The 23647-nt window shown below is 62.8% G+C and carries 21 protein-coding genes; 11 read left to right on the top strand and 10 right to left on the bottom strand.

The genetic code is table 11. The features are described 5' to 3' along the window. Positions 1 to 2: 2 nt before the first annotated feature. Both LB543_RS05705 and LB543_RS05700 read left to right on the top strand, forming a co-directional pair. Positions 3 to 401 carry a c-type cytochrome gene (locus LB543_RS05705; protein WP_224613374.1) on the top strand — a complete coding sequence of 133 codons (399 nt, stop codon included), beginning with the start codon at positions 3 to 5 and terminating at the stop codon, positions 399 to 401. A 49-nt stretch (positions 402 to 450) separates the two neighbouring features. Beyond that, complete coding sequence (locus LB543_RS05700; RefSeq protein ID WP_224613373.1) at positions 451 to 2004, top strand: AAA family ATPase; 1554 nt, start codon at positions 451 to 453, stop codon at positions 2002 to 2004. A gap of 23 nt (positions 2005 to 2027) precedes the next feature. On the opposite strand, the gene LB543_RS05695 is transcribed toward LB543_RS05700, so the two are convergent. Beyond that, positions 2028 to 4709, bottom strand: a complete 2682-nt coding sequence (locus LB543_RS05695; RefSeq protein WP_224613371.1) for a GNAT family N-acetyltransferase — start codon at positions 4707 to 4709, stop codon at positions 2028 to 2030. 164 nt (positions 4710 to 4873) lie between these two features. Here LB543_RS05695 and LB543_RS05690 point away from each other — a divergent pair, with 164 nt between their 5' ends. From LB543_RS05690 to LB543_RS05680, 3 genes are all read left to right on the top strand, one after another. Then, positions 4874 to 6727 carry a heavy metal translocating P-type ATPase gene (locus LB543_RS05690; protein WP_224613369.1) on the top strand — a complete coding sequence of 618 codons (1854 nt, stop codon included), beginning with the start codon at positions 4874 to 4876 and terminating at the stop codon, positions 6725 to 6727. 29 nt (positions 6728 to 6756) lie between these two features. Next, positions 6757 to 7206, top strand: coding sequence for a thioredoxin TrxC (trxC, locus tag LB543_RS05685; protein ID WP_140764965.1), 450 nt, complete (start codon positions 6757 to 6759; stop codon positions 7204 to 7206). A 397-nt stretch (positions 7207 to 7603) separates the two neighbouring features. Then, entirely contained in the window at positions 7604 to 7990 is a 387-nt protein-coding gene (locus LB543_RS05680) for a hypothetical protein (protein ID WP_140764962.1), read from the top strand. Positions 7991 to 8117: 127 nt separating this feature from the next. On the opposite strand, the gene LB543_RS05675 is transcribed toward LB543_RS05680, so the two are convergent. The 3 genes from LB543_RS05675 to LB543_RS05665 all read right to left on the bottom strand — a co-directional run bounded on the left by LB543_RS05675 (position 8118) and on the right by LB543_RS05665 (position 9348). Then, positions 8118 to 8489 carry a plastocyanin/azurin family copper-binding protein gene (locus LB543_RS05675; RefSeq protein ID WP_224613368.1) on the bottom strand — a complete coding sequence of 124 codons (372 nt, stop codon included), beginning with the start codon at positions 8487 to 8489 and terminating at the stop codon, positions 8118 to 8120. Between the two features lie 362 nt (positions 8490 to 8851). Continuing rightward, positions 8852 to 9112, bottom strand: coding sequence for a sulfocyanin-like copper-binding protein (locus LB543_RS05670; RefSeq protein ID WP_224613366.1), 261 nt, complete (start codon positions 9110 to 9112; stop codon positions 8852 to 8854). Further along, the gene (locus LB543_RS05665; RefSeq protein ID WP_224613364.1) at positions 9109 to 9348 is read right to left on the bottom strand and encodes a hypothetical protein; all 240 of its coding nucleotides are present in this window, start codon (positions 9346 to 9348) and stop codon (positions 9109 to 9111) included. The genes LB543_RS05670 and LB543_RS05665 overlap by 4 nt, the downstream gene beginning before the upstream one ends. Positions 9349 to 9613: 265 nt before the next feature. Here LB543_RS05665 and LB543_RS05660 point away from each other — a divergent pair, with 265 nt between their 5' ends. Continuing rightward, positions 9614 to 9892 carry a PepSY domain-containing protein gene (locus LB543_RS05660; protein ID WP_181178814.1) on the top strand — a complete coding sequence of 93 codons (279 nt, stop codon included), beginning with the start codon at positions 9614 to 9616 and terminating at the stop codon, positions 9890 to 9892. Next, entirely contained in the window at positions 9870 to 10466 is a 597-nt protein-coding gene (locus LB543_RS05655) for a cytochrome b/b6 domain-containing protein (protein ID WP_318012953.1), read from the top strand. The genes LB543_RS05660 and LB543_RS05655 overlap by 23 nt, the downstream gene beginning before the upstream one ends. Before the next feature lie 168 nt (positions 10467 to 10634). Here the strand turns inward: LB543_RS05655 and LB543_RS05650 are convergent, their stop codons facing one another. Continuing rightward, positions 10635 to 11282 carry a BON domain-containing protein gene (locus LB543_RS05650; protein WP_140764950.1) on the bottom strand — a complete coding sequence of 216 codons (648 nt, stop codon included), beginning with the start codon at positions 11280 to 11282 and terminating at the stop codon, positions 10635 to 10637. Positions 11283 to 11517: 235 nt separating this feature from the next. Between LB543_RS05650 and arcD the strand changes: the two genes are divergently transcribed. Genes arcD through arcC form a run of 4 tightly spaced genes read left to right on the top strand, consistent with a single transcriptional unit; the run spans position 11518 to position 16172 of the window. Further along, positions 11518 to 12984: an arginine-ornithine antiporter gene (gene arcD, locus LB543_RS05645; protein ID WP_224613362.1), complete on the top strand. Its 1467-nt coding sequence runs from the start codon at positions 11518 to 11520 to the stop codon at positions 12982 to 12984. A 12-nt stretch (positions 12985 to 12996) separates the two neighbouring features. Next, positions 12997 to 14211, top strand: a complete 1215-nt coding sequence (locus LB543_RS05640) for an arginine deiminase (protein ID WP_224613361.1) — start codon at positions 12997 to 12999, stop codon at positions 14209 to 14211. A 13-nt stretch (positions 14212 to 14224) separates the two neighbouring features. After that, entirely contained in the window at positions 14225 to 15226 is a 1002-nt protein-coding gene (argF, locus tag LB543_RS05635) for an ornithine carbamoyltransferase (protein WP_140813420.1), read from the top strand. A 1-nt stretch (position 15227) separates the two neighbouring features. After that, positions 15228 to 16172: a carbamate kinase gene (gene arcC / locus LB543_RS05630; RefSeq protein WP_224613360.1), complete on the top strand. Its 945-nt coding sequence runs from the start codon at positions 15228 to 15230 to the stop codon at positions 16170 to 16172. Between the two features lie 321 nt (positions 16173 to 16493). On the opposite strand, the gene LB543_RS05625 is transcribed toward arcC, so the two are convergent. From LB543_RS05625 to LB543_RS05605, 5 genes are all read right to left on the bottom strand, one after another. Continuing rightward, entirely contained in the window at positions 16494 to 17468 is a 975-nt protein-coding gene (locus LB543_RS05625; protein ID WP_224613358.1) for an alpha/beta fold hydrolase, read from the bottom strand. 363 nt (positions 17469 to 17831) lie between these two features. Then, positions 17832 to 21029: an efflux RND transporter permease subunit gene (locus LB543_RS05620; RefSeq protein ID WP_224613357.1), complete on the bottom strand. Its 3198-nt coding sequence runs from the start codon at positions 21027 to 21029 to the stop codon at positions 17832 to 17834. Then, a complete protein-coding gene (locus LB543_RS05615; protein ID WP_224613356.1) occupies positions 21026 to 21988 on the bottom strand; it encodes an efflux RND transporter periplasmic adaptor subunit in 963 nt (320 codons plus the stop codon). Before LB543_RS05615 ends, LB543_RS05620 begins: the two co-directional genes overlap by 4 nt. An 11-nt stretch (positions 21989 to 21999) precedes the next feature. Further along, entirely contained in the window at positions 22000 to 22200 is a 201-nt protein-coding gene (locus LB543_RS05610) for a DUF2892 domain-containing protein (protein ID WP_140764937.1), read from the bottom strand. Between the two features lie 139 nt (positions 22201 to 22339). Continuing rightward, positions 22340 to 23647, bottom strand: coding sequence for an NAD(P)/FAD-dependent oxidoreductase (locus LB543_RS05605; protein WP_140764935.1), 1308 nt, complete (start codon positions 23645 to 23647; stop codon positions 22340 to 22342).

The following is a 23647-nucleotide window of genomic DNA, read 5'->3' as shown; positions in this document are numbered from 1 at the left end:
CAATGAAACTTCTGGTCGCGGCGGTTCTCGCAGGCATGACCTTCCATACGGCCAGTGCTCAGGACCTCGGCGGCGGCAAGGCCGAATACATGAACTCGTGCGCCGTCTGCCATGGCCCGGACGGCAAGGGCGATGGACCGTTGGGCGACGAACTGTTGAAGCGGCCGAGCGACCTGACGCGCATCTCCAGGCGCAATGGTGGCGAATTCCCTTATTGGCGTGTCTATGCCGTGATCGACGGCCGCGCGATGGTGCCGGCGCATGGCGAGCGCGACATGCCAGTATGGGGCAGCCAGTTCTTGCCTGCCGACGTGAAGAGATACGGCCTGAACGCAGGCGAAATCGTCACCAGGGAACGCATTCATGAATTGGCAGGTTATGTCCAGACATTGCAGCAATGAGCGCGGATCGAGGAAACGAATTTCGCAGGATACAATGGGAAGGCCGGCCATGATTGTCGACGACCAGCAAGCCGCCGCCGAGTTCCTTCTTGATCCCTCCTCCTATGGCGCCACGGGGCCGGTCGAGGCCATCGAGACCCACATTTCACGCATCTTCCTCGTTGGCCAAAGCGCCTACAAGATGAAGCGGGCGGTGAAGCTGCCCTACGTCGATTTCTCGACGCCAGCCCTCAGGCTGGCCGCTTGCGAGAAAGAGGTGGAGCTCAACTCGAAGACCGCACCCGGCCTTTACCTGGGGGTGCGTCACATCACACGCGAAGCCGACGGCAAATTGGCTTTTGATGGCGCGGGGCAGGTGGTCGACGCAGCGATCGAGATGGTCCGCTTTGATCAGTCCAAGCTTCTCGATCGTATGGCCACCGCGGGAGAATTGACGCCGGCACTGATGACCGCTGTTGCGCGCATGATCGTCGGATACCACCGTGCCGCGCCGACGGTTCATGATGGCAGCGGCTCGTTCAATCTGGCGGGTGTGCTTGATATCAACGAGGCCAGCTTCGCCACCAGTCATGTCTTCAAAAAAGCAGAGATCGAGACCTTTGCCGGGGCCTTCTGCTCAGAACTCGCCCGCCATTCCGAATTGCTCAACCGCCGCGAAGCCGCGGGCAAGATCCGCCGGTGTCATGGCGACCTGCATCTGCGCAACATCTGCCTTTTCGACGGCGAGCCCCGCCTCTTCGATTGCATCGAATTCAACGACCAGATCGCCAGCATCGATGTCCTGTACGACCTTGCCTTCCTGTTGATGGACCTGTGGCACCGCGGCTTTCCGCAGCTCGCCAATCTTGTGATGAACCGCTATCTCGACGAAGCCGACGACGAGGACGGGTTCATCCTGCTGCCTTTTTTCATGGCGGTGCGGGCTGCAGTGCGCGCGCACATTACTGCCACCCAGGTCGAGGAAGGCAGTGCCGATACTGACAAACTGACTGCCGAAGCCAGATCCTATTTCGACCTTGCGCAAGCATTGCTCCAGGAAAAGCCTCCGCGGCTCGTTGCCATCGGTGGCCTCAGTGGCTCCGGCAAGACGACTATTGCCGAGGCGCTCGCCGCCCATATCGGTGCGCCGCCCGGCGCGCGCATTGTCGAAAGCGACCGTATCCGCAAGGCCATGCACGGAGTGCCGGCCGAGACCAGGCTGCCGGACAAAGCCTATCGGCCGGAAGTCTCCGATCGCGTCTACCGCGAAATGGCATGGCGGGCGGGCTTGATCCTTTCGCAGGGCGGTTCGGTCGTGGCCGATGCCGTTTTCGACAGACCAGCCGATCATGAGCGGATCGAGAAAGCGGCGCGCAGCCGGGCTATCGACTTCCACGGATTTTGGCTGGAAGCGGACCCTCTCGTCCTTTGGCAGCGGGTCGACGAGCGCAAGGGGGGGCCTTCCGACGCCACGATAGATATCCTCTCGCGGCAATTGCTGCGAAATACCGTCCAGTCTGGCTGGCGAAGAATCAACGTCGATCGAAAGCTCGCTGACATCGTCTTGGAATTGAGAAGGCACTCCGAGAGCGATGCGTCCGAAACCCTGCGCACAGCCTCCTGATTGCTGCAGCAGGGCGATTGGCATCAACAGAGTTCGAGAGTTGCCTCGACAAGACCGGGTTCCTTCGGATGGCGCCTTATCGAGAAGCCGAACTCGCGGCACATGGCCAGCATCTTCGTATTCTCGCCGAGTATTGTCCCTTCGATCCGTCCGATGCCATCGGCTTTCGCATAATCGACGAGCTGCCTGAGCAATTCCCAGCCCAGGCCATGACCCTGTATATCCGTACGCACCAGCAAGGCGTATTCGGCGACGGCGTGGTCTGGATCGCAAGATATCCGGCTGATACCCGCCAGCGCACCGGAGCTCGTCTCCAGCGCGACGAAAGCCATGTCACGATCGTAGTCGAGCTGGGTGAGCCGCTTCAACATCTGGTCGGAGAAGCTTTTGCGTGGCGACAGAAAACGCAGGCGCAGATCATCAGGCGAAATCCTGGCAAGGAATTCGGGATAGAGCGCGATGTCGGCCGGCTCGATCGGCCGGATATGGTAACACATGCCGTCGGCCGAAAACTCTTTTCCCCAACCCGACGGATAAGGCCTGATGGTAAGCGCCCGATTCGGACCCGGCTCGTCCACCCGTTCCGGCTCGATCTCGATGCGAGCATCGACTGCGATCACGCCGGCGGTATCGGCGAGCAACGGGTTGATATCCATCGAGACGAGGCACGGAAAGTCGACGATCATCTGCGACAGGCCGTTGAGCGCTGCGATGATCGCCTGCCGATCGGCCGGCTTGCGGTCGCGGAATCCGGCCAGCAGGCGGCCAATCCGCGTTTGCCCGATCAGGTCACGGGAAAGAATGTCATCGAGCGGCGGCAACGCGATCGCCGTATCATCCATTACCTCGACGGCGACGCCGCCGGCTCCAAACAGAATGGCCGGGCCGAAGATCGGATCCTGGTTCATGCCGAGGATGAGTTCCTGCGCCTGTTTTCGCACCACCATAGGCTGAACGGCATAGCCTTCAATATCGGCTTGTGGTGCGTGCTTGCGCACGCGCGCCTCGATTGTGCGTGCCGCCGCCCCTGCGGCTGCGGCATCGACAATGTTGAGCACAACCCCGCCAATATCCGACTTGTGCGAGACCGCCTTGGATAGGAGCTTGACCACGACCTGTTCCGACACCTTGAGGAGTCGGCCGGCCGCCGCCTCCGCTTCGGCAGGAGATCTGGCGATGATCGTCTCGGGCACCGGGATGCCGTAGGCCGAAATCGCCGCCTTGGCTTCGGTTTCGGTCAGCATTCGCCGACCTTCCTTGGCAACCTGCCGGAATACGGCAAGCACCGCTTCTCGGCCGCTCGTGGCGGCCTCGCCCTGGCTCGACGGCGTGCGCAGCAGGGCCCGCTGGGCTCGTGACCATTCGCTGAGGTTGGAGACGGCCATCGCGGCATCCGCTGGCGTCTCGAAGCTGGCGATACCGGCATCCCGAAGAACACGTCGCCCTTCGCGCGCCGTGTATCCGCCAAGCCAGCAGGTCAGGACAGGTTTGCCGCCAATCTTGCCGTCTTGCACGAGCGCCGCCACCGCGCTTGCCGCAGCGAGCGGCGAGCCGAGCCCAGTCGGGCAGTTCATGACCAGGACGACGTCGGTCCCGGCATCGGCCGCGACGGCCTCGATCGCGCCTCGATAGCGCTCTGGCGGGGCGTCACCGATAATGTCGACAGGATTGGCGTGGGACCATGTGCTCGGCAGGACGGCATCCAGGCAGGCGATCGTTCCTGGCGACAGTTCGGCCAATTCCCCGTTGCCTTCGATGAGTTGATCGACAGCAAGCACGCCGGCGCCGCCGCCATTGGTGACGATGCCGACGCGGGCTCGTTCCAGCGGGACGAAACGAGCGGTCGTTTCAACCGCATCGAATAACTCCGTGAGGCCCTTGACGCGCAGTATGCCTGCGCGCAGCAAGGCCGCATCGACGACGCGGTCGGCGCCCGATAGCGCGCCGGTATGAGTCGCGGCCGCTTTGGCCGATTGCTCGTGCCGGCCCGATTTTATTGCGATCACCGGCTTGATCCTCGCCGCCGCACGCGCGGCCGAGATGAACTTGCGCGGATTGGGAATCGTTTCGAGATACATCACGATGGCGCGTGTGCGAGCATCCCCCGCCAGCATGTCGAGACAATCTCCTACGTCGACATCCGCCATGTCGCCCAGGGAGACGATCTGCGAGAAGCCGACATTGTTGTCCGCCGCCCAGTCGATCAGCGATGTGGCGATGGCGCCGGATTGCGACAGCAGCGCGATGTTGCCGGGCCTGGCGGCCATATGCGCAAATCCGGCGTTAAGTTTGACTGGCGGGATCATCAGCCCGACTGTATTCGGTCCGATGATGCGAAAGAGCGTGGGCTTGGCCGCATCGAGCATCGCCTGGCGCAGGCCGTTTTCGCGCGTAAGGCCGGCGGTGATCACGACCGCCGCCCGCGTGCCCTTTTCAGCAAGGTCGCGCACGATGCCTGGAATTGTCTCAGGCGGCGTGACGATGACACCAAGGTCTGGGACACCCGGAAGATCGGCCGCGTTGCGATAGCATTGCCGACCCTCCACTTGCAGGTATTTCGGGTTGACCGGCCAGATCTCGCCCTCGAACCCGCCGCTGACGACGTTGTCGAAGACAACCCGGCCAACGGAACCGTCACGCGCCGACGCGCCGACGACAGCAACCGACTTCGGCGCGAACGCATGTTCGAGATTTCGGATCGTCACCCTCATTTCTCCTGTTCGTGGCGATCATCGCTGGTCGATCCAGCCCGTTCGTTGCGTTGGATCAAAGCGTTCTCCAGTTCTTGCGGTTAGCTGTTGCCCGAGTTCGACGCGCCCGTCAGCGCTGACGAAAATTGGCGAGCATCGACCAAATCGGAAGACATCGCATGAACGAGTCCACCCTTCGCCGCGCATTGCTGGCTATCGCCATCCTGGGCCTCGCCATTGGCTTCGGCGTTCGGCAAACCAGGGTCGGCCCGCTTGAGGCCGACGCGATCTGGACGATCGCGACCTTGCCTGTGGTCGGGGCTCTCGCCATCTCCATTATGCGTGATTTCTGGATCGGCCGCTTCGGCGTGGACGCGATTGCGCTTGTGTCGATGTCGGCTGCGCTGCTGCTCGGCCAGCCGCTGGCGGCGGTGGTGGTCGCGATCATGTATGCCGGCGGCACAGTGCTCGAGGACTTTGCCCGCGGCCGCGCCGAGCGGAGTCTCAAAGCACTTACCGATCGCTCGCCGCGTGTCGCGCATCGCAAGTCGGCAAATGGAACAGAAATGATCCCGATTGAAGAGGTTGCTGTCGGTGACACTCTCCTGGTGCGCGCCGGCGAGCTGCTACCCGTGGACGGCATCTTGCTCGACCCGTCGGCATCGCTAGACGAGTCGGCGGTGACCGGAGAGCCGCTGCCGGAGCGGCGAAACACGGGCGACATGCTACGCAGCGGAACCATCAATGCGGGCGAAACCTTCAGCATGCGGGCCTCCGCACGCGCGGACCAGAGCACCTATGCCGCGATCGTGCGCATGGTCGCGGCAGCGCAGACCGTCAAAGCGCCTTTCATTCGCATGGCCGACCGCTTTGCTCTCTTCCTGCTGCCAGCCACTTTGCTGGTTTCCGGTGCGGCCTGGTACATCTCGGGCGATCCAATCCGGGCGCTCGCCGTGCTGGTCGTCGCGACGCCTTGCCCGCTCATCCTCGCGGCGCCCGTTGCCTTCATCGGCGGCGTATCGCGCGCCGCGCGTGCCGGCATCCTGATGAAAGGCTCGGCGGCTCTGGAGGCCCTCGCCCAAGTTAGGACGGCGATCTTTGACAAGACGGGGACCTTGACCATCGGTGGCGCCGAACTCATCGAGATTGAAGCTGAACCCGGCCGCGATGCCGACCATCTGCTGCAACTGTTGGCGTCCCTGGAGCAGGCCTCGCACCATGTTCTCGCCGACTCGATCATCCGGGCAGCGCGCGGCAGACATCTGATGCTTTCGCATCCGCATGATGTGCGAGAGCATCGCGGTGCGGGAATGAACGGCCGGGTCGAGAACATGGCTATCTCGGCGGGATCCCGGGCTCTCGTGATGGCCAAAAAGCCATTGCCGTGTTGGGCGAAGAGCGGTGAAGAAAGATACCGGGACGAACCGGTGCTAAGGGTTTTTGTAGCACTCGGCGGACGGCTTGCCGGTGTATTCACGTTGGGGGACGCTCTGCGTGTCGATGCGCGGAGTGCACTCGGCAAGCTGCGCTCGGCCGGCATTGCACGCATGATCATGCTCACAGGCGACGATGTCGTGGCGGCGAAGCGCATTTCTGCTTTGCTCGACCTCGACGCCATTGTGGCCGACGCGACCCCTGCCGACAAAATCGCGACTGTCGAAGCCGAGAAGGCCCTGGCGCCGACGATGATGGCCGGCGACGGTATCAACGATGCCCCTGCCCTGGCGGCCGCAACGGTCGGTGTAGCCATGGGAGCACGTGGCGCGACCGCCTCCTCCGAGGCAGCCGACGTCATCGTTCTGACCGACCGGCTGCAGCCGGTAGCCGATGCGGTGCGCATTGCAAGGCGAACGCGGGCGATCGCCTTGCAAAGCATCATTGCAGGGCTGGCGCTGTCGGGACTGGCCATGGCGGCCGCGGCCATGGGGCAGATCACGCCCGTTGCCGGTGCGCTGATTCAGGAGGGTATTGACGTTGCGGTTATCCTGAACGCGTTACGCGCCCTTGGCGATGGACAGCCGTGGCGCGCATAGTGGGTCGAGAACAAGTTCGGTGAATGGCCATGGCACAGCAAAATCTGGTGGTTTGCAGCAAATGCGGCGGGGTCAACCGTCTGCCGCCGGCCCGCAACGCCATGGAGGCGAAATGCGGAAAGTGCAGGAACAGGCTGTTTTCGGGTCACCCGGAAGACGTCGACACCCGCGTTTTCGATTGTCAGATCGCGCGCAGCAGCCTGCCGGTTGTCGTCGACGTCTGGGCGCCCTGGTGCGGACCCTGCAAGATGATGGCTCCGGCATATGAGTCCGCGGCCAACGAGCTTGAGCCGCATGTTCGCCTGATCAAACTCAACTCCGACAACGAGCAGGCTGTCGCGGCCAGACTCGGCATTCGCGGCATCCCGACCATGATCCTGTTCCATGGCGGGCGCGAACTTTCGCGCACATCCGGTGCAATGACGGCGGGCCAGATCGTCAGGTGGGTTCGCGACCGCCTGCCGACTGTCGCCGCCTGAAAATCGCCGCGTAGATGGGATCCGCTCATTGCCCAGCTTGGGCTCGCCTTGGCAATAGGTCTGCTCGTCGGTCGGGAGCGTGGCTGGCAGGAACGGGACGCACCTGACCGCAGCCGCACGGCCGGCATTCCGACATTCGGCATATCGGGGCTGCTTTGGCGGCGTGCTCGCCGCGCTCGCCGCAAATGCGCTTGGCCGCCTGCTACTTGCTGTCTCCGCCGGCCCGGCCAGGTTCTGGCCGCCATTGGCCCTCGCCACCCTGATCGCGATGGCCTTGGCCAGCGGCGCAATGGTGTGGATGAGCCCCTGAAGAAGCGCAGGTTTCGAGGCTTCCTTGATGCGGATCAAGAGCCACATCCTGTTGCCGCGATATAGAATTCCCTGAAAGGAGTTCGCCATGACCACTTCAAAGGATCTCTCGTCGAAATTCCGCCACATACGGTTGTTGCTTGCCCGCGACAAAGGTCATCCGGAAGGTGACCGTCAGGAAGGCTATGATCTACTGGCCCCATTGACCGGCGAAGGTCGGATCGATGTGCAGGAGTGGAGATCGCACAGGGGCTCTTGCCGTGTTCGCCGCTTTCGTACCGGCGAGGAAGATCTCATCGGCCGGCTGAGGCGCAAGCCAGGCGGCCAGTGGTTTTTCGACTATGCCGATGGCGATCGCGACGACGAGATCGGTTTCCATCTCGGCGACGAACTGTTCGTGACTGGCGAATATGTGTCGGTCGAGCGCAACGGTGCCATGCATACCTATCAGGTTGCCCGGGTGGAACGGCCGTGACGGCTCAACCTGGGCAGATGACGCGATTTCGCTTTTGGATCGCGTCGGAAAGCTGAGGGGTCGGCGGCGCGAACCAATCGAAAGCCCGCCGCAGCTTTGGCGCGGCGGGCCCTTCATCGATCCCGGCCTATTTGACCAGGATTGTCGCCCACATTCCATTCATGAAGTGGCCGGGGATATTGCAAAAGACTGCGTAGTTGCCGGGCTTGAGGTCGAGCGTCAGCGATCCGGTCGTGCCCGGATCAAGCTCCGCGACCTCGCCGAGATGGCCTGCCGCATCCTCGTTGACCCGATTTTCATTCGGCGCATATGGCAACGCGGCTTTCTTGGCATCCGCGACCGGGACGACGATCATCTCGTGGACCGTGTCCTTGGAGGTGTTGCTCACCTGGAAGGTGACTTTGCCTGCCGGCACGACGGTCTGGTCCAGCTTGACCCTCATGGTTGCCATGCTCATGTTCGCCGGCATGCCCATTCCCATCTTCGCGTCGGTGTTCACGACGCCGTCCTTGTCCCATAGCTTGACGTTAACGGTCGTGTTGGCGAAGGCGGGCGCCGACGCTGTCAAAAGGACCAAGACCAGCCCAGACTTGAAAAGCTGCATGTTCAAATAGCTCCTGATCGCATGCGGCGACCCCGCAGGCGATTGTTTTTGGGGAATCATTCCTCGGTCGCAAAGCCCGGCTAGAACAGCCAAGCTGACAGTGGGCTTACAATGGTGACAGGCGACCAGGGATGAGGCGCACCATCGGTATCGCCACATTTCCGATCCCGCGGCTTGCCACCATTCCTGAAAACCGGCGATCCTGGCAACCGTCGGAACCGGGACAACCACCGCTGCAGCGCGAACCGCTGTCCGCTTTATGGATCGACGGTGAACTCAGCCCACATGCCGGCCCCGTAGTGGCCTGGCACGTTGCAGATGAGCAGGTATTTTCCAGCCTTCAGGTCGACTGTCAACGCACCTGATTTGCCGGGGCCAAGCTCCGAAACCTCGCCCTTGTCGCCGGCCCTGTCTTCGTCGACGCTGTTTTCCGCTTCAACGTAGGGAAGCGGCTTGCTGGGATCGGCAAGGTACATCACGATCATCTCGTGAACGGTGTCCTTGGAGTCATTTTTCACATTGAACGTAACCTCCCGGCCTTCACAGCTCCAGGCAAGGCCTTGATGCCCATGGTCGCCCTGGCCGGATCAAGGCCTGGCATTGCATAGGCAAGACCCATCGGCATTTCCATGCTTGCGCCCTTGTCCCACAGCGAGACTTGAACAAGCGCGGCGGCCTGGACGGCGCCGGCAGCACCGGCCATGAACATTGCGGCAGCGAGCCCGAGCCCTGCACTCCTCGATATCGTTTTCATGACAATCCTCCTTCAGGACGACGGCAAAAGCGCTCTCAGTCCGGACCGGCATGCTGCTCGCGCTGTGAGACGCCGGCCTTGCGCCAGATCAATCCACCCGGCGCGAGCCCGATCTTCGGAGTCGATGTCGCTGCCCGTGCAACCGTCAGCTGTTTGTCAGCTTGAATTGGCTATGTCGCACCATGACGGTCACATCGCCGTCCAACAAAGCCGATCCGAATCCCACCCACGGGCGCAACATCCGCGCCTTCAGAATGGAGCCATCATGTACCGTACACTCACCTTGGCCGCCCTGGCGGGCTTAATTGCCGCGCCAGCCCTCGCCGCCGGCGGCAGCTGCAGCACCGCTCCGAAATCGCAGTTCAAGCCCAAGGCAACGCTCGAGGCCCAGTTGACCGGCGAAGGCCTCACGGTCCGCCAGATCAAGGTCGAGAAGGGCTGTTACGAAGTCTACGCGGTCGACAAGGCCGGCAAGAAAGTGAACTGGGCTTACAATGCCGAGACCCTTGAAAAGCTCGACAATGCCGAAGCCGGCGAAAATTGATCTGAGTACTTCAGCGATCACGGACGCGCAGCCATCGCCGGAGATGGTGCGCGTCTGGGACCGGGTCGTGCGGGGCTTCCACTGGGCGCTGGCGCTCAGCTTCATCACCGCCTGGCTCACCTCCCATTCTTCGGAGGTCCTTCACCATTTGGCGGGTTACGCTGCTGCCGCGCTGGTCGCAATGCGGCTCCTATGGGGTGTCCTGGGCACGCACTACGCGCGGTTCACTCAATTCGTGCGCGATCCGGCGACGGTGCTGCGCTATCTCGCGGCAATACTGAGCGGCCGCGAAGCCCGCTACCTCGGCCACAATCCGGCCGGCGGTGTGATGGTGATTGTGCTGATGGCGGCTATGGGCTCAACCGCGCTGACCGGCTGGCTGATGACGACGGACGCCTATTTCGGCGTGTCGTGGGTCGAATTGGCGCATAGCCTGGCTGCGCACGGCCTGCTGCTGCTTGTCTTGCTGCACATTGGCGGTGTCGCGTTGGCAAGCCTACGGCACCGTGAAAACCTGGTCCGGGCCATGATCACCGGGCGAAAACGCAAGGCCGAACCGGCCGACATCGCCTGACGATCTGTCAGTGCACCAAGCCCGATCCTCGCCGACTTCGGAGACGTGCGTGGGTCGGGCTTTGTTCGACATCGACCGCTGCGCCCGCGATGCGACGCGGGCGAAGGGACCCCGCATATGCATGGGCGCCGGCGTGCCATGCTCGCTTCCCTTTGACGTTCCGACGCTTTAAGCGATTGTAAGGTGGTCTTCGACCATGCGCACCCCGGGCACGGCCCAGGCCGCGCGCTCTGTCGTGCGACGTTCGGCCCAGCTGTTGACCTTGCCTTTCAGTGTAACCTTGCCGTCGGACACGTTGACTTCTATCGCTTTCGACTCGACTTCCGCACTGCGCTTCAAGGCGTCTTCGATGCACTTTTTCACATTGGACGCCGTGGCCTGTGGCAACACCTCGATGCTGTTATGCACGCCGAGAACGCCAGCCAGATATCGGATCGCGGCGAACGCCGCGGATCTCTGATACTGCCACTCCACCTTGCCGGTGAGTGTCACCCAGCCATTCTGGACCCTGACCTGTACCGCTCCGTCGGGGACGACGGTATTCCAGCTGATAGAGTGCAGGGCGCGCTTGGCGATCTCGTCGTCGGCCGTCAGGTTGCCGCCGACAGGCCGCACTTCGATCTCCTGCGCGATACCCTTTACACCTTTGACGCGGCGTACCGCCTCTTCCGTGGTTGCCTTCTGCGCATAGGTCGACACATGGCCGGTCAGGGTGACCACGCCGTTGTCGACGGCGACGCCGATATTGGCCGCGTCGATACTCGGCTGAAACTCCAGCTCATCGATGATGTCCTGCCTCAGAATATTGTTGTTCATGATTGCACCTCTGCATGGGAGCGGGCCGCGCTCGGTTTATTGAACGGCCTGAATATGCAGAGGCGATTTCGTCTTGACGTTGATGAGGATCAAACGATCTCTGGTCGAGCGAGATGAGTGACCCCTCAACTCACACCTTTGGAAATCAAGTTTCAATTTGACCGGCATCAAAGCTGGAAGCCTCGTCTTCCTATTCATTGCCTCCCATCAGAGCCTTCAAATTCGGGAGCGCATCATGACTACGGCTGATATCGATATTGCTGTTATGAAAGTCGAGACCGCGGCGCCAGCGAGACTTCGACTGGGTTCCTTGACTGCACTCGTGATCGGTTCAATGGTCGGCTCCGGCGTGTTCAGCCTGCCGCAGAACATGGCGGCTGGTGCGGGTCCCCTCGCCATCCTGATCGGCTGGGCCATCACCGCCGTCGGCATGCTGGCACTGGTCTTCGTCTATCAGTCGCTAGCGACCCGCAAGCCCGAACTCGACGCCGGCCCGTACGCTTACGCCAAGGCCGGCTTCGGTCCTTTCATCGGCTTCAACAGCGCCTGGGGCTACTGGATCAGCGCCTGGGTCGGCAACGTCTCCTACGCGGTGATCGTGTTCAGCGCGCTGTCCTATTTCTTTCCGGCGTTCGGCGATGGCAATACCTGGCAGGCGGTGCTTGGTGCATCGGTTTTGCTGTGGCTGAAACACCTCCTGATCCTTGCCGGCATCCGGCAGGCGGCGGTCGTGAACCTCATCGTCACGGCGGCAAAGATCGCTCCGATCGTTCTGTTCGTTGGGGTTGTTGCCGTTGCCTTCAGGCTTCAGGTCTGGTCTCTCGACTTCACTGGTCTCGGCAACGCCAGCCTCGGCTCGATCACCGCACAGGTGAAAAGCACGATGCTGGTGACGCTGTGGGTCTTCATCGGCATCGAGGGTGCCAGCGTATTCTCCGGCCGTGCCGAGCGCCGCAAGGACATCGCCACGGCGACGGTTCTCGGCTTCTTCACCTGCCTCGCGCTCTACGCCCTGGTGTCGCTGCTGTCGCTCGGCATCCTGAACCAGCCGGAACTTGCCGCGCTGAAAAACCCGAGCATGGCCGGCGTTCTGGAGGCGGTTGTCGGGCCCTGGGGTGCAATCCTCATCAACATCGCGCTTGTCGTGTCGGTGGTCGGCGCCTTCCTCAGTTGGACGCTGCTGGCGGCCGAAATTCCGCATGTCGCCGCCAAGGATGGGACGATGCCGAAATTCTTCGGCCAGGAAAGCGAACGCGGCGTGCCGTCGATCTCGCTTCTGATCACCAACCTGCTGGTCCAGGCTTTCCTGGTGATAACGCTCTTCGCCCAGAGCACCTATCAGGCCCTGTTCTACATCGCGTCGGCGGCCATTCTTGTGCCTTACATCTTCTCCGGCGCCTACGCGGCCAAGCTGGCATTGACTGGAGAGAGCTATACGACTGGCGAGCAGCGAACAGGTCCTCTCTTCGCTGGACTACTAGCAACGGTCTACGGGCTCTGGCTCGTCTACGCGGCTGGACCTGCCTACCTGTTCATGTGCGCGATCCTCTATGCTCCCGGCATCATCTTCTACATCTGGGCGCGCCGCGAAACCAGTCAGCGTCTATTCCGTCCTGCCGAAGCGGCACTCGCCGTAGCCCTGGTCGCAGTCGCCATTCTCGCTGTCTACGAAATGTGGACCGGCGCCATCAGTCCGCTTTGAAGAGAGCGCTCGATGACGAAGCTGGGTGTCCACTCCGAAGTCGGCCGTCTGCGCGAGGTGATGGTCCATCGACCCGATCTCAGCCTGCGCAGGTTGACACCGGGAAACTGCAAGGCGCTGCTTTTCGACGACGTGCTGTGGGTCAAGCGGGCCCGCCAGGAGCACGATGTCTTCGTCGATGCCTTGCGTGAACGCGGTGTGCTGGTGCATTCCTTCGGAGAACTCCTGGCAGAGACGATGAGCCTGGCCAAGGCCCGCGATTGGCTCCTCGACCGCAGGATTCACGCCGGTGTCGTCGGCCTCGACATGGTCGGCGAAATGCGGGGTTGGCTCGATGAGATGCCATCGGATCACCTCGCGACCGTGCTTGTCGGCGGCATCGCTCGTGCCGAGCTACCCTTCGAGCCCGCGGGACTGACCGGCAGGACGTTCGCCCCTCAGGAGTTCGTGCTGCCACCGTTGCCGAACCAGCTTTTCACGCGCGACAGTTCCTGCTGGATCCATGGCTCGGTCTCGGTCAATCCCATGTACTGGGCCGCGCGCCGCCCGGAGGCCGCCAATGTCGAAGCGGTGTATCGGTTTCATCCTCGCTTTCGAGACAGTAGCATTCCCTTCGTGTCGCCTGACCTGGGAACCTGTAATAGCCTGGAGGGTGGGGATGTCATGCCGATCGGTGGTGGAACGGTGCTCGTCGGCATGGGAGAACGCACGACGCCGCAAGCGGTGGGCGACCTTGCACGAAAATTGTTCGCGTGCGGCGAAGCGACCCGTGTGATTGCAGCCCTGATGCCGAGAGATCGCGGTTTCATGCATCTCGACACCGTTTTCACTTTCTGTGATCGCGACCTGGTCACCATGTATCCGCCCGTTGTCGAACGCCTGCGTTCCTTTTCGCTGCGACCCGGTGACGGAGACGCGGCAGTCGAGGTAACGGAGGAAAGAGAGCCATTCACGTCTGTTGTCGCCGACGGGCTCGGATTGAAGTCGCTGCGGATCATCGCCACGGGAGGCGACCGCTATGAAGCAGAGCGGGAACAATGGGACGACGGCAATAACGTCGTCGCGATCGAGCCGGGCGTGGTCATCGGTTACGACCGAAACGTCTACACCAACACCCTTCTGCGCAGGGCTGGAATAGAAGTAATTACCGTGGAGGGCGCCGAACTCAGCCGTGGGCGCGGCGGCGGGCACTGCATGACCTGTCCCCTGGCGCGCGACCCAATCTGAAAGGAACTTCACAATGTCGATCAACCTGCACGGCCGGTCCGTCCTCACGCTGGACGATCTGACAGGTGACGAGATTCGATTTCTGTTGAGGCTTGCAGCGGATCTCAAGGCCGCCAAGCACGCTGGACACGAAGTGCCGCGCCTTTCCCGAAAAAATATCGCACTGATCTTCGAAAAGGATTCGACGCGCACGCGCACAGGGTTCGAGGTGGCGGCTTACGATCAGGGCGCTCATGTCACGTATTTCGGTCCGAGCGGAAGCCATATCGGCCATAAGGAATCCATGAAGGATACCGCACGTGTGCTTGGCCGAATGTATGACGCCATCGAGTATCGCGGTTTTGCCCAGCAACAGGCGGAAGTGCTGGCCACCTATGCCGGGGTGCCGGTCTACAATGGCCTGACGGACGAAGCGCATCCTACGCAGATTCTTGCCGATTTCATGACCATGCGCGAGTTCACCCATAAGCACCTCTCGGACATGACTGTCGCTTTCGTCGGCGAGGGGCGCGACAACGTCGCGATGTCACTAGCGCTGGGCGCGGCCAAAGTCGGTATCGACATGCGCATTGCTTCGCCCAACGAACTCTGGCCCGACGAGGCGTTCAGCGCTCACATCAGGGACCTGGCGCAAAACAGCCGGGGGCGCTTCAGATTGGGCGAAGACGTAAAGGACTGCGTCCAGGATGCCGACTTCGTCTACACCGATGTCTGGATGTCGATGGGCGAGGACAAATCCGGTTGGGCCGAGCGCATTCGCCTTTTGACACCTTACCGGGTGACGAGCGACGTAATGGCGGCCACCGGCAATCCGCACGCGAAATTCATGCATTGCCTGCCGGCTTTCCACGATACCGATACCGAGATCGGTGCATTCATTGCGCGCGAATATGGCATCGACTGCATGGAGGTCAGCGACGAGGTATTCGAGTCGGACGCGTCGATCGTATTCGATCAGGCGGAAAATCGCATGCATACGATCAAGGCCCTGCTAGTCGCGACGATTGGCAACTGAAATGCTTATCGTGGCCGCGCTTGGCGGGAACGCGTTGCTGCGGCGCGGCGAGCCGATGACCGCCGACAACCAGCGCGCCAACATCAAGCGTGCCGCATCCGTGTTGGCGGCGCTGATCGGCGAAGGGCACTCGATCGTAATCACGCATGGCAATGGCCCACAGGTGGGCTTGCTCGCGCTGCAAGCAGCGGCAGCCCATCCTGACGGCGGAGCCTTTCCACTCGACGTACTTGGCGCCGAAAGCGCGGGGATGATCGGCTACGTCATTGAACAGGAGCTCGGCAATCTCCTCAAGGAGCGGCTGTTCGCCACCCTGCTGACGCAAGTGCGGGTGGATCCTCGCGACCCGGCTTTCGCTCGACCAACCAAGCCGATAGGCCCGGTGTACGAGAAGGCGACGGCGCTTCGGCTTGCCGCGGAACGCGGATGGCCGATCGCGCCCGATGGCGACAAATGGCGCCGCGTCGTACCTTCGCCGAGGCCGCTTGAGATTCTGGAAGCCTCCGTGATTTCGTTCCTTGTCGAGCGCGGCGTCATCGTCATCTGCACGGGCGGCGGTGGAGTTCCGGTGATAGCCATGGATGACGGCAGCCTCTGCGGCGTGGAAGCCGTCATTGACAAGGATCTGGCGAGTTCCCTTCTTGCCCGCCAATTGAAGGCCGACATGCTTCTGCTGCTGACCGACGTCGATGCCGTTTATGCCGACTATGGCACCGCCACAGCCCGTGCCCTCCGCCGGCTAGCCACGACGGAGATATCCGGACGAGATTTTGCCGCCGGCTCGATGGGGCCGAAGGTCGCCGCCGCGATCGAATTCGTTGACGCGACGGGCAAGCCAGCCGCGATCGGCCAACTCGATGACGCCGTGCAAATTGTTGAAGGCGAGCGCGGTACGTGGTTCGAAGGCAGCGCTGCGGCCTGCCCGCTGCTTCTTGCAAAATGCTGAACTGCTGTGACGCAGGGAACTGAGAGCATATCAACATTTCCTCGCAGCAAGCCCGGTCCTGGCCAATCGCTCCGACTCGGATTTGAGTACGTCCCTACAGCATGTCGCGGCGAATAGGATTCGCCCGACCTGCTGTAAGCTTCTGATTTTATGCATGTCGTTATCCCGGATCCGAGGACACTTCCGGGCGACATGCATTAGCTTCGGCAATCTCAGCTCGGCAGTCGCTATGAAAGCGAGCGCCGGCATGACGCTCTACCCTCGGCCCAACCGTTGCTTTCAATGGGCGACAGCACCCAACCGGCGCCAAGGCGACATTGGTCACAGATCTGATGGAGGGATCACGCCAGCGGCAACTAGAAAGGTGCGGACTGCTAAGCGAACCTGCTGCAGCCGTCCGACCAAGAGATGTCCGCCGGTGTCGTAGACGACCAGCCGTGCATCGGGGATCCTATCGGCGGTCAATTCGGCAGCGGGCAGCGTATTGAACAGATCGTCGCGCGCGGAGATGATTATCGTGGGTGCAGTGATTTTTTCCAACGGCAACTCATGCAGCTCGGGCGTGCTGTCGATGTTGATACCGGCGAAGCGCAGCGACAGCGGTTCAACGCTCCTGACGAAGCTCATGACGCGGACCCTCTCCGCTTGCGGCGCAGCCGCCAGTAGTGCCGGTCGAACGCCGACAAACCGAACAAGTGCCGACGGTGCGATATTCTCGGCGGCCCACCAAGCGAAATCGCCTCCTGCACTGACGGCCCAGAATGCAAACTTGCTGCCGCGACCCACGTGGATGGCAACCGGACTGCTCGGTGAATAGAGGGCTGGGACTATCAGAATGAGACCGGCGACCCTGTCCGGATGCCGCAGTGCCAGCTGGACCGCTGAACGGGCGCCCGCCGAAACACCGACAACCACCGCTTTTGGAATCTTCAGTCTAGAAAGCAAGGCCGCGTGGGCGTCGCCCTGCGCGGCTGGAGAGGGGTCCCTGGGAACGGGCGTGCGAAGATAGCCGAAGCGCGACGGCGCGATGACCCGAAAGCCGCCCCCGACAAGATCGGCGGCAAGGGCAAGACCCTGGTCAAAGCCGCCGCCGGCACCGTGGATCGACAGCAGCGGAATGCCCGCACCGCTGTCGGCGTATTCGATCGGGCCGATGTCGAGGTAGGCGATTAGACTGCCTCGGCTGACCGCGTCCCGCTGACGGCCAAGCTCGTTCTTGTAATTCAAGAAAGCCACACCGGCCATAACCGCTATGGTGATGGGCATGACCAGCAGGAATGTGCCGATTCGTCTCATAGCGGGCGCTCCTGCACGCGAAAATTGGCCCGCATCGCCTGGAAGGACGTCGACATATCTCAACCCCTCCTTGAGCGATCGCGATCCGCCATCGTTGGTCGCCAGACAAGAATGACTACTGCAAGGATCCCAATGGCAGATGCCACCAATTGTGCCGGCCAGATGGCTCAATTGTAGGCTACCAGATTTGCGAGAGACTCGTCGCTGGTGAAGGACGGCAGCGAGCGAAGCTCCATCCACCTCACCGTAGCGACAATCGCTGCGCGTCTATTTGATCTGACGCGAATCGACGACGTTGCATTCCGGCGCCACTTGAAATCGATCCGACAACAGGAAAGCATCGACAGGCCGCTCTGTTCCCGTTCACGTGCGCAGCACCCGGTAGATCGCGGGGATGACCAGCACCGTCAGCAGCGTCGAGGACGCCAGGCCGAACAGCAGGGAGATCGCCAGCCCCTGGAAGATCGGGTCGGTCAGGATCACTGCCGCGCCGATCATGGCGGCGAGTGCCGTCAGCAGGATCGGCTTGAACCGGATGGCTCCAGCCTTGATCAGCACCTCGCTTAGCGGCCTTTCAGGCGACGCCGCGTGGCGGATGAAGTCGACCAGCAGGATCGAGTTGCGCACGATGATGCCGGCCAGCGCGATGAACCCGATCATCGAAGTGGCCGTGAACGGCGCGCCGAACAACCAGTGCCCGCCGAGGATGCCGATAAAGGTCAATGGGATCGGGGTGAGGATCACCAGCGGCACCTTGAACGACCCGAACTGCGCGACAACCAGGATGTAGATACCGAGCAGCGCGACCCCGAAGGCAGCCCCCATGTCACGGAAGGTCACCCAGGTGACTTCCCATTCACCATCCCACAACAGGGTCGGCCGGCTTTCATCCTCCGGCTGGCCATGCAGCGCGATCGCGGGCTTCTGCAAGCCGGTCCAGTCTTGAGCGTCGATGGCCTTGCCGACAGCCAGCATGCCGTAAAGCGGCGCCTCGAAGCTGCCGGCAAGCTCGGCCGTCACCATTTCGGCGGCGCGGCCATTGTGCCTGAACACCGGGAACGAAGCGCGCTCCGGCGTCGCCCGCACGACATCGCCGAGTTCGACCACGCCGCGGTCGCCGGGCAGGACATTCGACGGAATTGGCGTGGTCAGGAAGCGCTCGTCGAGCGTCTTTTCGCCCTTCGGCCGCTCGATGCGGATCGGGATCGGCTGGCGGCCGCCGCCGCGATGCGAATAGCCGACGGTCCTCCCGCCATTGAGGATGGCGAGCGTGTCGAAGACGTCGCTTTCCTCGACATGGAAGAACTCCGCATCGTCGGTCGAAATCGTGGCGCGCAGTCGGCGCGCGGGCTGGCCCCAGGAATTGTCGACGTCGACGATGAAAGGCACGGAGCGAAACGCCGTCTCGATCCTGGCGGCGACCTTGCGGCGCGTCTCGCCGTCAGGTCCGTAGATCTCGGCCAGCAGGGTCGCCATCACCGGCGGGCCGGGCGGCGGCTCGACGACCTTCAGGCTGGTACCTTCCGGCACCGGGATCGTTGCGATGCGCTGGCGCACATCGAGCGCGATCTCATGGCTGGAGCGGGTACGGTTCGCTTTCGGCAGCAGGTTGAGCGCAACGTCGCCCTGCTGCGGCTCGGTGCGCAGGACGGCATGGCGGACGAGGCCGTTGAAATTGAAGGGCGCCGCCGTTCCGGCATGTGTCTGGACCGTTCGGACCTCCTCCAGCTCGAGAACCTTGGCGGCGACGGCCTGCGCCACCGCATCGGTCGCCTCGACGGAAGACCCTTCCGGCAGGTCGATGGTGACCGACAGTTCGGACTTGTTGTCGAAGGGCAGGAGCTTGACGGTGACGTGCTCGGTGTAGAACAGCGCAAGCGAGCCAAGCGTCAGCACGCCGACGGCAAGGAGGAAAGCCCAGCTCGCCTTCTTCGAGGCCAGGATCGGCCGGGCGACGGCTGTGTAGGCGCGGCCGAGCGGACCGCCATTGCCATGGTCTTGATGGGCGTGCACCGGCGCCCGTTCGGCGAGTTTGAGCATCAGCCACGGCGTCACCATCACCGCGACGAAGAAGGAGAAGATCATCGCCGCCGACGCATTGGCCGGGATCGGGCTCATATAGGGGCCCATCATTCCCGAGACGAACAGCATCGGCAGCAGGGCTGCGACCACGGTCAAGGTGGCGACGATGGTCGGGTTGCCGACTTCGGCCACCGCCTCGATCGCCGCTTGCCGACGATCGCGCCCGCCGCCCATGGCCCAGTGGCGCGAAATGTTCTCGATCACCACGATGGCGTCGTCGACGAGGATGCCGATGGAAAAGATCAGCGCGAACAGCGAGACGCGGTTCAGCGTGTAGCCCATGACGCGCGAGGCAAACAGCGTGAGCAGGATGGTCACTGGAATGACGACGGCCACGACCATGGCTTCGCGGCGGCCGATGGCGACCCAGACCAGCACGATGATCGAGATCGTGGCCAGGCCGAGGTGGTAGAGGAGCTCGTTGGCCTTGTCGTTGGCGGTTTCACCGTAGTTGCGCGTCACGTCGATCGAGATATCGCCGGGGATCAGTCCGCCCTGGAGCAGGGCGACCCGATGCAGGATAGCATCAGCGACGGCGACCGCGTTCGATCCGGCGCGCTTGGCAATGGCGAGCGTGACCGACGGCACGCGCTCCACGCCGGCGCCGGCCCTGGTGACCGTGGATACCAGCGCTTCACCGGTGTCGGTGGCGAAGGCGACGTCGGCGACGTCGCGGACATAGACGGGCCGGTTGTCGCGCGAGGTCAAGAGCAGGTTGCCGATCTGGTCGGGCGAAGCCAGCGTCTCGCCGGCGACGATATCGATCTGCTCGCCCTGATTGCGCACGCGCCCAGTCGGAAAAGCCTTGTTGGCGCCGGAAACCTTGGCCGCGAGCTGCTGCAGGGTGACGCCGTAAAGAGCGAGCTTCTCCGGGTTCGGGCCGACGCGGATGATCTCGCCGGTGTCGCCGACCAGATAGGTAAGGCCGACATTGTCGATCTTGGCAATCTCGGTGCGCAGTTCGCGCGCGATGCGGGTGAGGTCGTTGGCAGTCATGCGCGCGGCCGCCTCCGGCTTCGGCGACAGTGTCAGCGTGACGATGGCGACGTCGTCGATGCCGCGGCCGACGATCAGCGGCTCGGGCACACCGATGGGAATGCGATCCATGTTGGCGCGCACCTTGTCGTGGACGCGCAGCACCGCGGCGTCCGACGATGTGCCGACGACGAACCGGGCGGTGACCATCACCTGATCGTCGCGGGTCTGGGAATAGACATGCTCCACGCCGTCGATACCCTTGACGATCGTCTCCAGCGGCTCGGTGATCAGCTTGACGGCATCGTCGGCCTTCAGCCCGTCCGCGCGCACGAAGATGTCGACCATCGGCACCGAAATCTGCGGCTCCTCCTCGCGCGGCAGCGTCAGCAGCGCCACCAGCCCGAAGGCGAAAGCCGCGACCAGGAACAGTGGCGTCAGCGGCGAGCCGATGAAGGCCCGCGTCAGCGCGCCGGCAATACCGAACGATGCTGGATCTTTCATGGCGTGATCACGACATCGCCGGCCGCGAGGCCTGTCAGGATCTCGACATAGTCGCCGCCGGCGCGCTTGGTCCGCTCGCCGGCGACCACCGCACGTTCGGCATCGCCGCCGCCGGCGGCGACGCGCACGAAATCGATCCCCGAACGGGTCTCGATCGCCGATGCCGGCACCAGCAGCGCGGAGCGCTCGGCGACCGGCAGCTCGACCAGGACCCGGGCATCGATGAAATTGGTATCGAGATTGTCGACCTCGACATCGGCGATAACACGGCCATTGTCCATCTGCGGATAGATCTTGGCGAGCCGGCCGGCGGACTCCTTGCCGCCGGCATTGATGCGGATGACGGCTCCCTGCTTCAGCGACCCCGCGTAGCGCTCCGGAACAGCCAGCCGCAGGAACACGCCACCGCCACCGATGGTGGCCACCACTTCACCGGCCATGATGACGGCGCCGCGCGTCACCGGCACGTTCAGCACGCGGCCATCGCCGGGAGCAAGGACATCGCCCTCGGCGCCCTGCTGCACGATCACCGAACGCTGCGCCTCGGTCGCGGCAAGCTGGTTGCGCGCGACGTCGACCTCGGTGCGCAGCTGATCGAGACGCTGCGCGGTAATAACGCCCTTGTCGACCAGGGTCTGGCCGCGTTCGAGTTCGGATTGAGCCGTATCCAGCTGTGCCCGCAGGGCGCGCAGCTCGGCATCGAGCGCGGCGACCTGAAAGGCGATCTTGTCGTCCTGGACGGTGGCGATCTTCTGCCCCGCCTTGACCATGTCGCCCTCGGTGATCGCCAGCTCCATGACAACGCCGCCGATGCGGGCGCGCGCCGGAACGGTGTCGCGCGCCTCGACACGGCCATAGACCGCCTTCCATTCGGTCACCGTGGTCGGCGCCAGCGTCAGCGTGCCGGCAAGCGCCGGAGAGGTAGCCAGCAACGCGGCGAATAGAACAGACGAGCGCATCTTGACCTTCCTCAGAACGCGCATCCAGGCTTGACGCCGAGCTTGCGGAAGATCATCGCCGCCGGACAGAAGCCGGTGAACGCCGATTGCAGCATGTTGAGGCCGACAAAGACCGTCAGCCAGACGAACAGCGGCGAGACAAAAGCGGTAAGCGCGACGGACAAAAGCACCATGGTGCCCGCGAAGGCCAGAACGGAACGGTCGATGGACATTGTCATCTCCATTTGTATATGATTATATTTTAATATACGAATACTTATCATTGACTGCAAGGGCTCGTGTTGAATTTGCCGCAGGCGACCGCTGGTTGTCGCTTGCCCGCCAACCGGCCCCATCGCCGGCTTACCTTGGTCAGTCAGCCGGGACATCCACGGATGCCTCGACTTTGATCTGCTTGAGCTTGTCGATGCCCAGCACCTGCAGCACCAGGCGTTCGTAGAAGGGTTCGGCCTTGCCGGTCCTGATCTTGTGCAGGAAATACTTCTCGAAGCCGACCTTGGCGGTGTGCACCCATTTGCCGGAAGACGACCAGTTGACGTTGCGCGGCGGGATCTGCGGCTGCGCCACGAAGGCCACGCCGGAATCGCCGAAATCGGCGAGACAAACCGCATTCCATGTGCCCTGGGCATCGGGCGCGATGCCTTTGACCAGCCGGCCGATGTTGCGGGCCGTCGCGATGACCATGGATTCGATCATGAAGCCGGTCTTGGGCACGCCTACCGGAACCGGCGTCTTGCCGATCGGCGGGATGGCAACGCAGACGCCGACCGCGAATATGTCGGGGAAGGCTGGGTTGCGCTGGTGCTTGTCGACGAGGATGAAGCCGCGCGGATTGGTGAGGCCTTCGATGCCGCGCACCGCCGCCACGCCACGGAACGCCGGCAGCATCATGGCGAAGGCATGCGGCAATTCATGCGCCTGTCTGACCGACCCATCGTCGGCGATTTCCTGGACGAACATCTTGCCCGGCTCGACCCTGTCGATCTTGGCGTTGCAGATCCACTTGATGTGATGCTGGCGCATCTCGCTCTCGAGCAGGCCCTTGGTGTCGCCAACGCCGTCGAGGCCGAGATGGCCGATATAGGGTTCCGAGGTGACGAAGGTCATTGGGACGCGATCGCGCACCTTGGCGTCGCGCAACGCCTTGTCGAGAATGAAGGTGAACTCATAGGCGGGCCCGAAGCAGGACGCGCCCTGGACCGCGCCGATGACGACCGGACCGGGCTTGGCGACGAGCGCGTCGAAGGCCGTCTTGGCCTTGAGTGCGTGATCGATGTGGCAGACCGACTGGGTGTTGTGCTCAGGCCCGAAGCCTTCGATCTCGTCGAATGCCAGTTCGGGGCCGGTGGCGATCACCAGATAGTCGTAGGTGACGGATGAGCCGTCATTGAGTTCCACCGTGCGCTCGACCGGGTGAACGCGCCTGGCACCTTGCGGATGAAAGCCGATGTTGCGCCGCGCCAGCACCGGAACAAGGTCGATTTCGATCGCTTGCCGGTCGCGCCAGCCAACGGCGACCCAGGGGTTGGACGGCACGAATGAATAGTGGCTGCCATTGTTGACCACGGAAACCTGATGTTCGCTCGCCAGTTCGTCGCGAAGCTCGTAGGCCATGATGGTACCACCCAGCCCGGCACCCAGGACCACAACATGCGCCAT

Source organism: Mesorhizobium sp. ESP7-2, from assembly GCF_020164715.1.
GTDB lineage: Bacteria > Pseudomonadota > Alphaproteobacteria > Rhizobiales > Rhizobiaceae > Mesorhizobium.
This window is presented reverse-complemented; position numbering and strand designations above follow the sequence as displayed.

Bases quoted from the DNA above. Each gene is read 5' to 3' on its own strand.
- LB543_RS05705 (WP_224613374.1), top strand. From the start codon at position 3: ATGAAACTTCTGGTCGCGGCGGTTCTCGCAGGCATGACCTTCCATACG.
- LB543_RS05700 (WP_224613373.1), top strand. From the start codon at position 451: ATGATTGTCGACGACCAGCAAGCCGCCGCCGAGTTCCTTCTTGATCCC.
- LB543_RS05690 (WP_224613369.1), top strand. From the start codon at position 4,874: ATGAACGAGTCCACCCTTCGCCGCGCATTGCTGGCTATCGCCATCCTG.
- trxC (WP_140764965.1), top strand. From the start codon at position 6,757: ATGGCACAGCAAAATCTGGTGGTTTGCAGCAAATGCGGCGGGGTCAAC.
- LB543_RS05680 (WP_140764962.1), top strand. From the start codon at position 7,604: ATGACCACTTCAAAGGATCTCTCGTCGAAATTCCGCCACATACGGTTG.
- LB543_RS05665 (WP_224613364.1), bottom strand. From the start codon at position 9,348: ATGAAAACGATATCGAGGAGTGCAGGGCTCGGGCTCGCTGCCGCAATG.
- LB543_RS05660 (WP_181178814.1), top strand. From the start codon at position 9,614: ATGTACCGTACACTCACCTTGGCCGCCCTGGCGGGCTTAATTGCCGCG.
- LB543_RS05655 (WP_318012953.1), top strand. From the start codon at position 9,870: ATGCCGAAGCCGGCGAAAATTGATCTGAGTACTTCAGCGATCACGGAC.
- LB543_RS05650 (WP_140764950.1), bottom strand. From the start codon at position 11,282: ATGAACAACAATATTCTGAGGCAGGACATCATCGATGAGCTGGAGTTT.
- arcD (WP_224613362.1), top strand. From the start codon at position 11,518: ATGACTACGGCTGATATCGATATTGCTGTTATGAAAGTCGAGACCGCG.
- LB543_RS05640 (WP_224613361.1), top strand. From the start codon at position 12,997: ATGACGAAGCTGGGTGTCCACTCCGAAGTCGGCCGTCTGCGCGAGGTG.
- argF (WP_140813420.1), top strand. From the start codon at position 14,225: ATGTCGATCAACCTGCACGGCCGGTCCGTCCTCACGCTGGACGATCTG.
- arcC (WP_224613360.1), top strand. From the start codon at position 15,228: ATGCTTATCGTGGCCGCGCTTGGCGGGAACGCGTTGCTGCGGCGCGGC.
- LB543_RS05625 (WP_224613358.1), bottom strand. From the start codon at position 17,468: ATGAGACGAATCGGCACATTCCTGCTGGTCATGCCCATCACCATAGCG.
- LB543_RS05620 (WP_224613357.1), bottom strand. From the start codon at position 21,029: ATGAAAGATCCAGCATCGTTCGGTATTGCCGGCGCGCTGACGCGGGCC.
- LB543_RS05615 (WP_224613356.1), bottom strand. From the start codon at position 21,988: ATGCGCTCGTCTGTTCTATTCGCCGCGTTGCTGGCTACCTCTCCGGCG.
- LB543_RS05610 (WP_140764937.1), bottom strand. From the start codon at position 22,200: ATGTCCATCGACCGTTCCGTTCTGGCCTTCGCGGGCACCATGGTGCTT.
- LB543_RS05605 (WP_140764935.1), bottom strand. From the start codon at position 23,647: ATGGCGCATGTTGTGGTCCTGGGTGCCGGGCTGGGTGGTACCATCATG.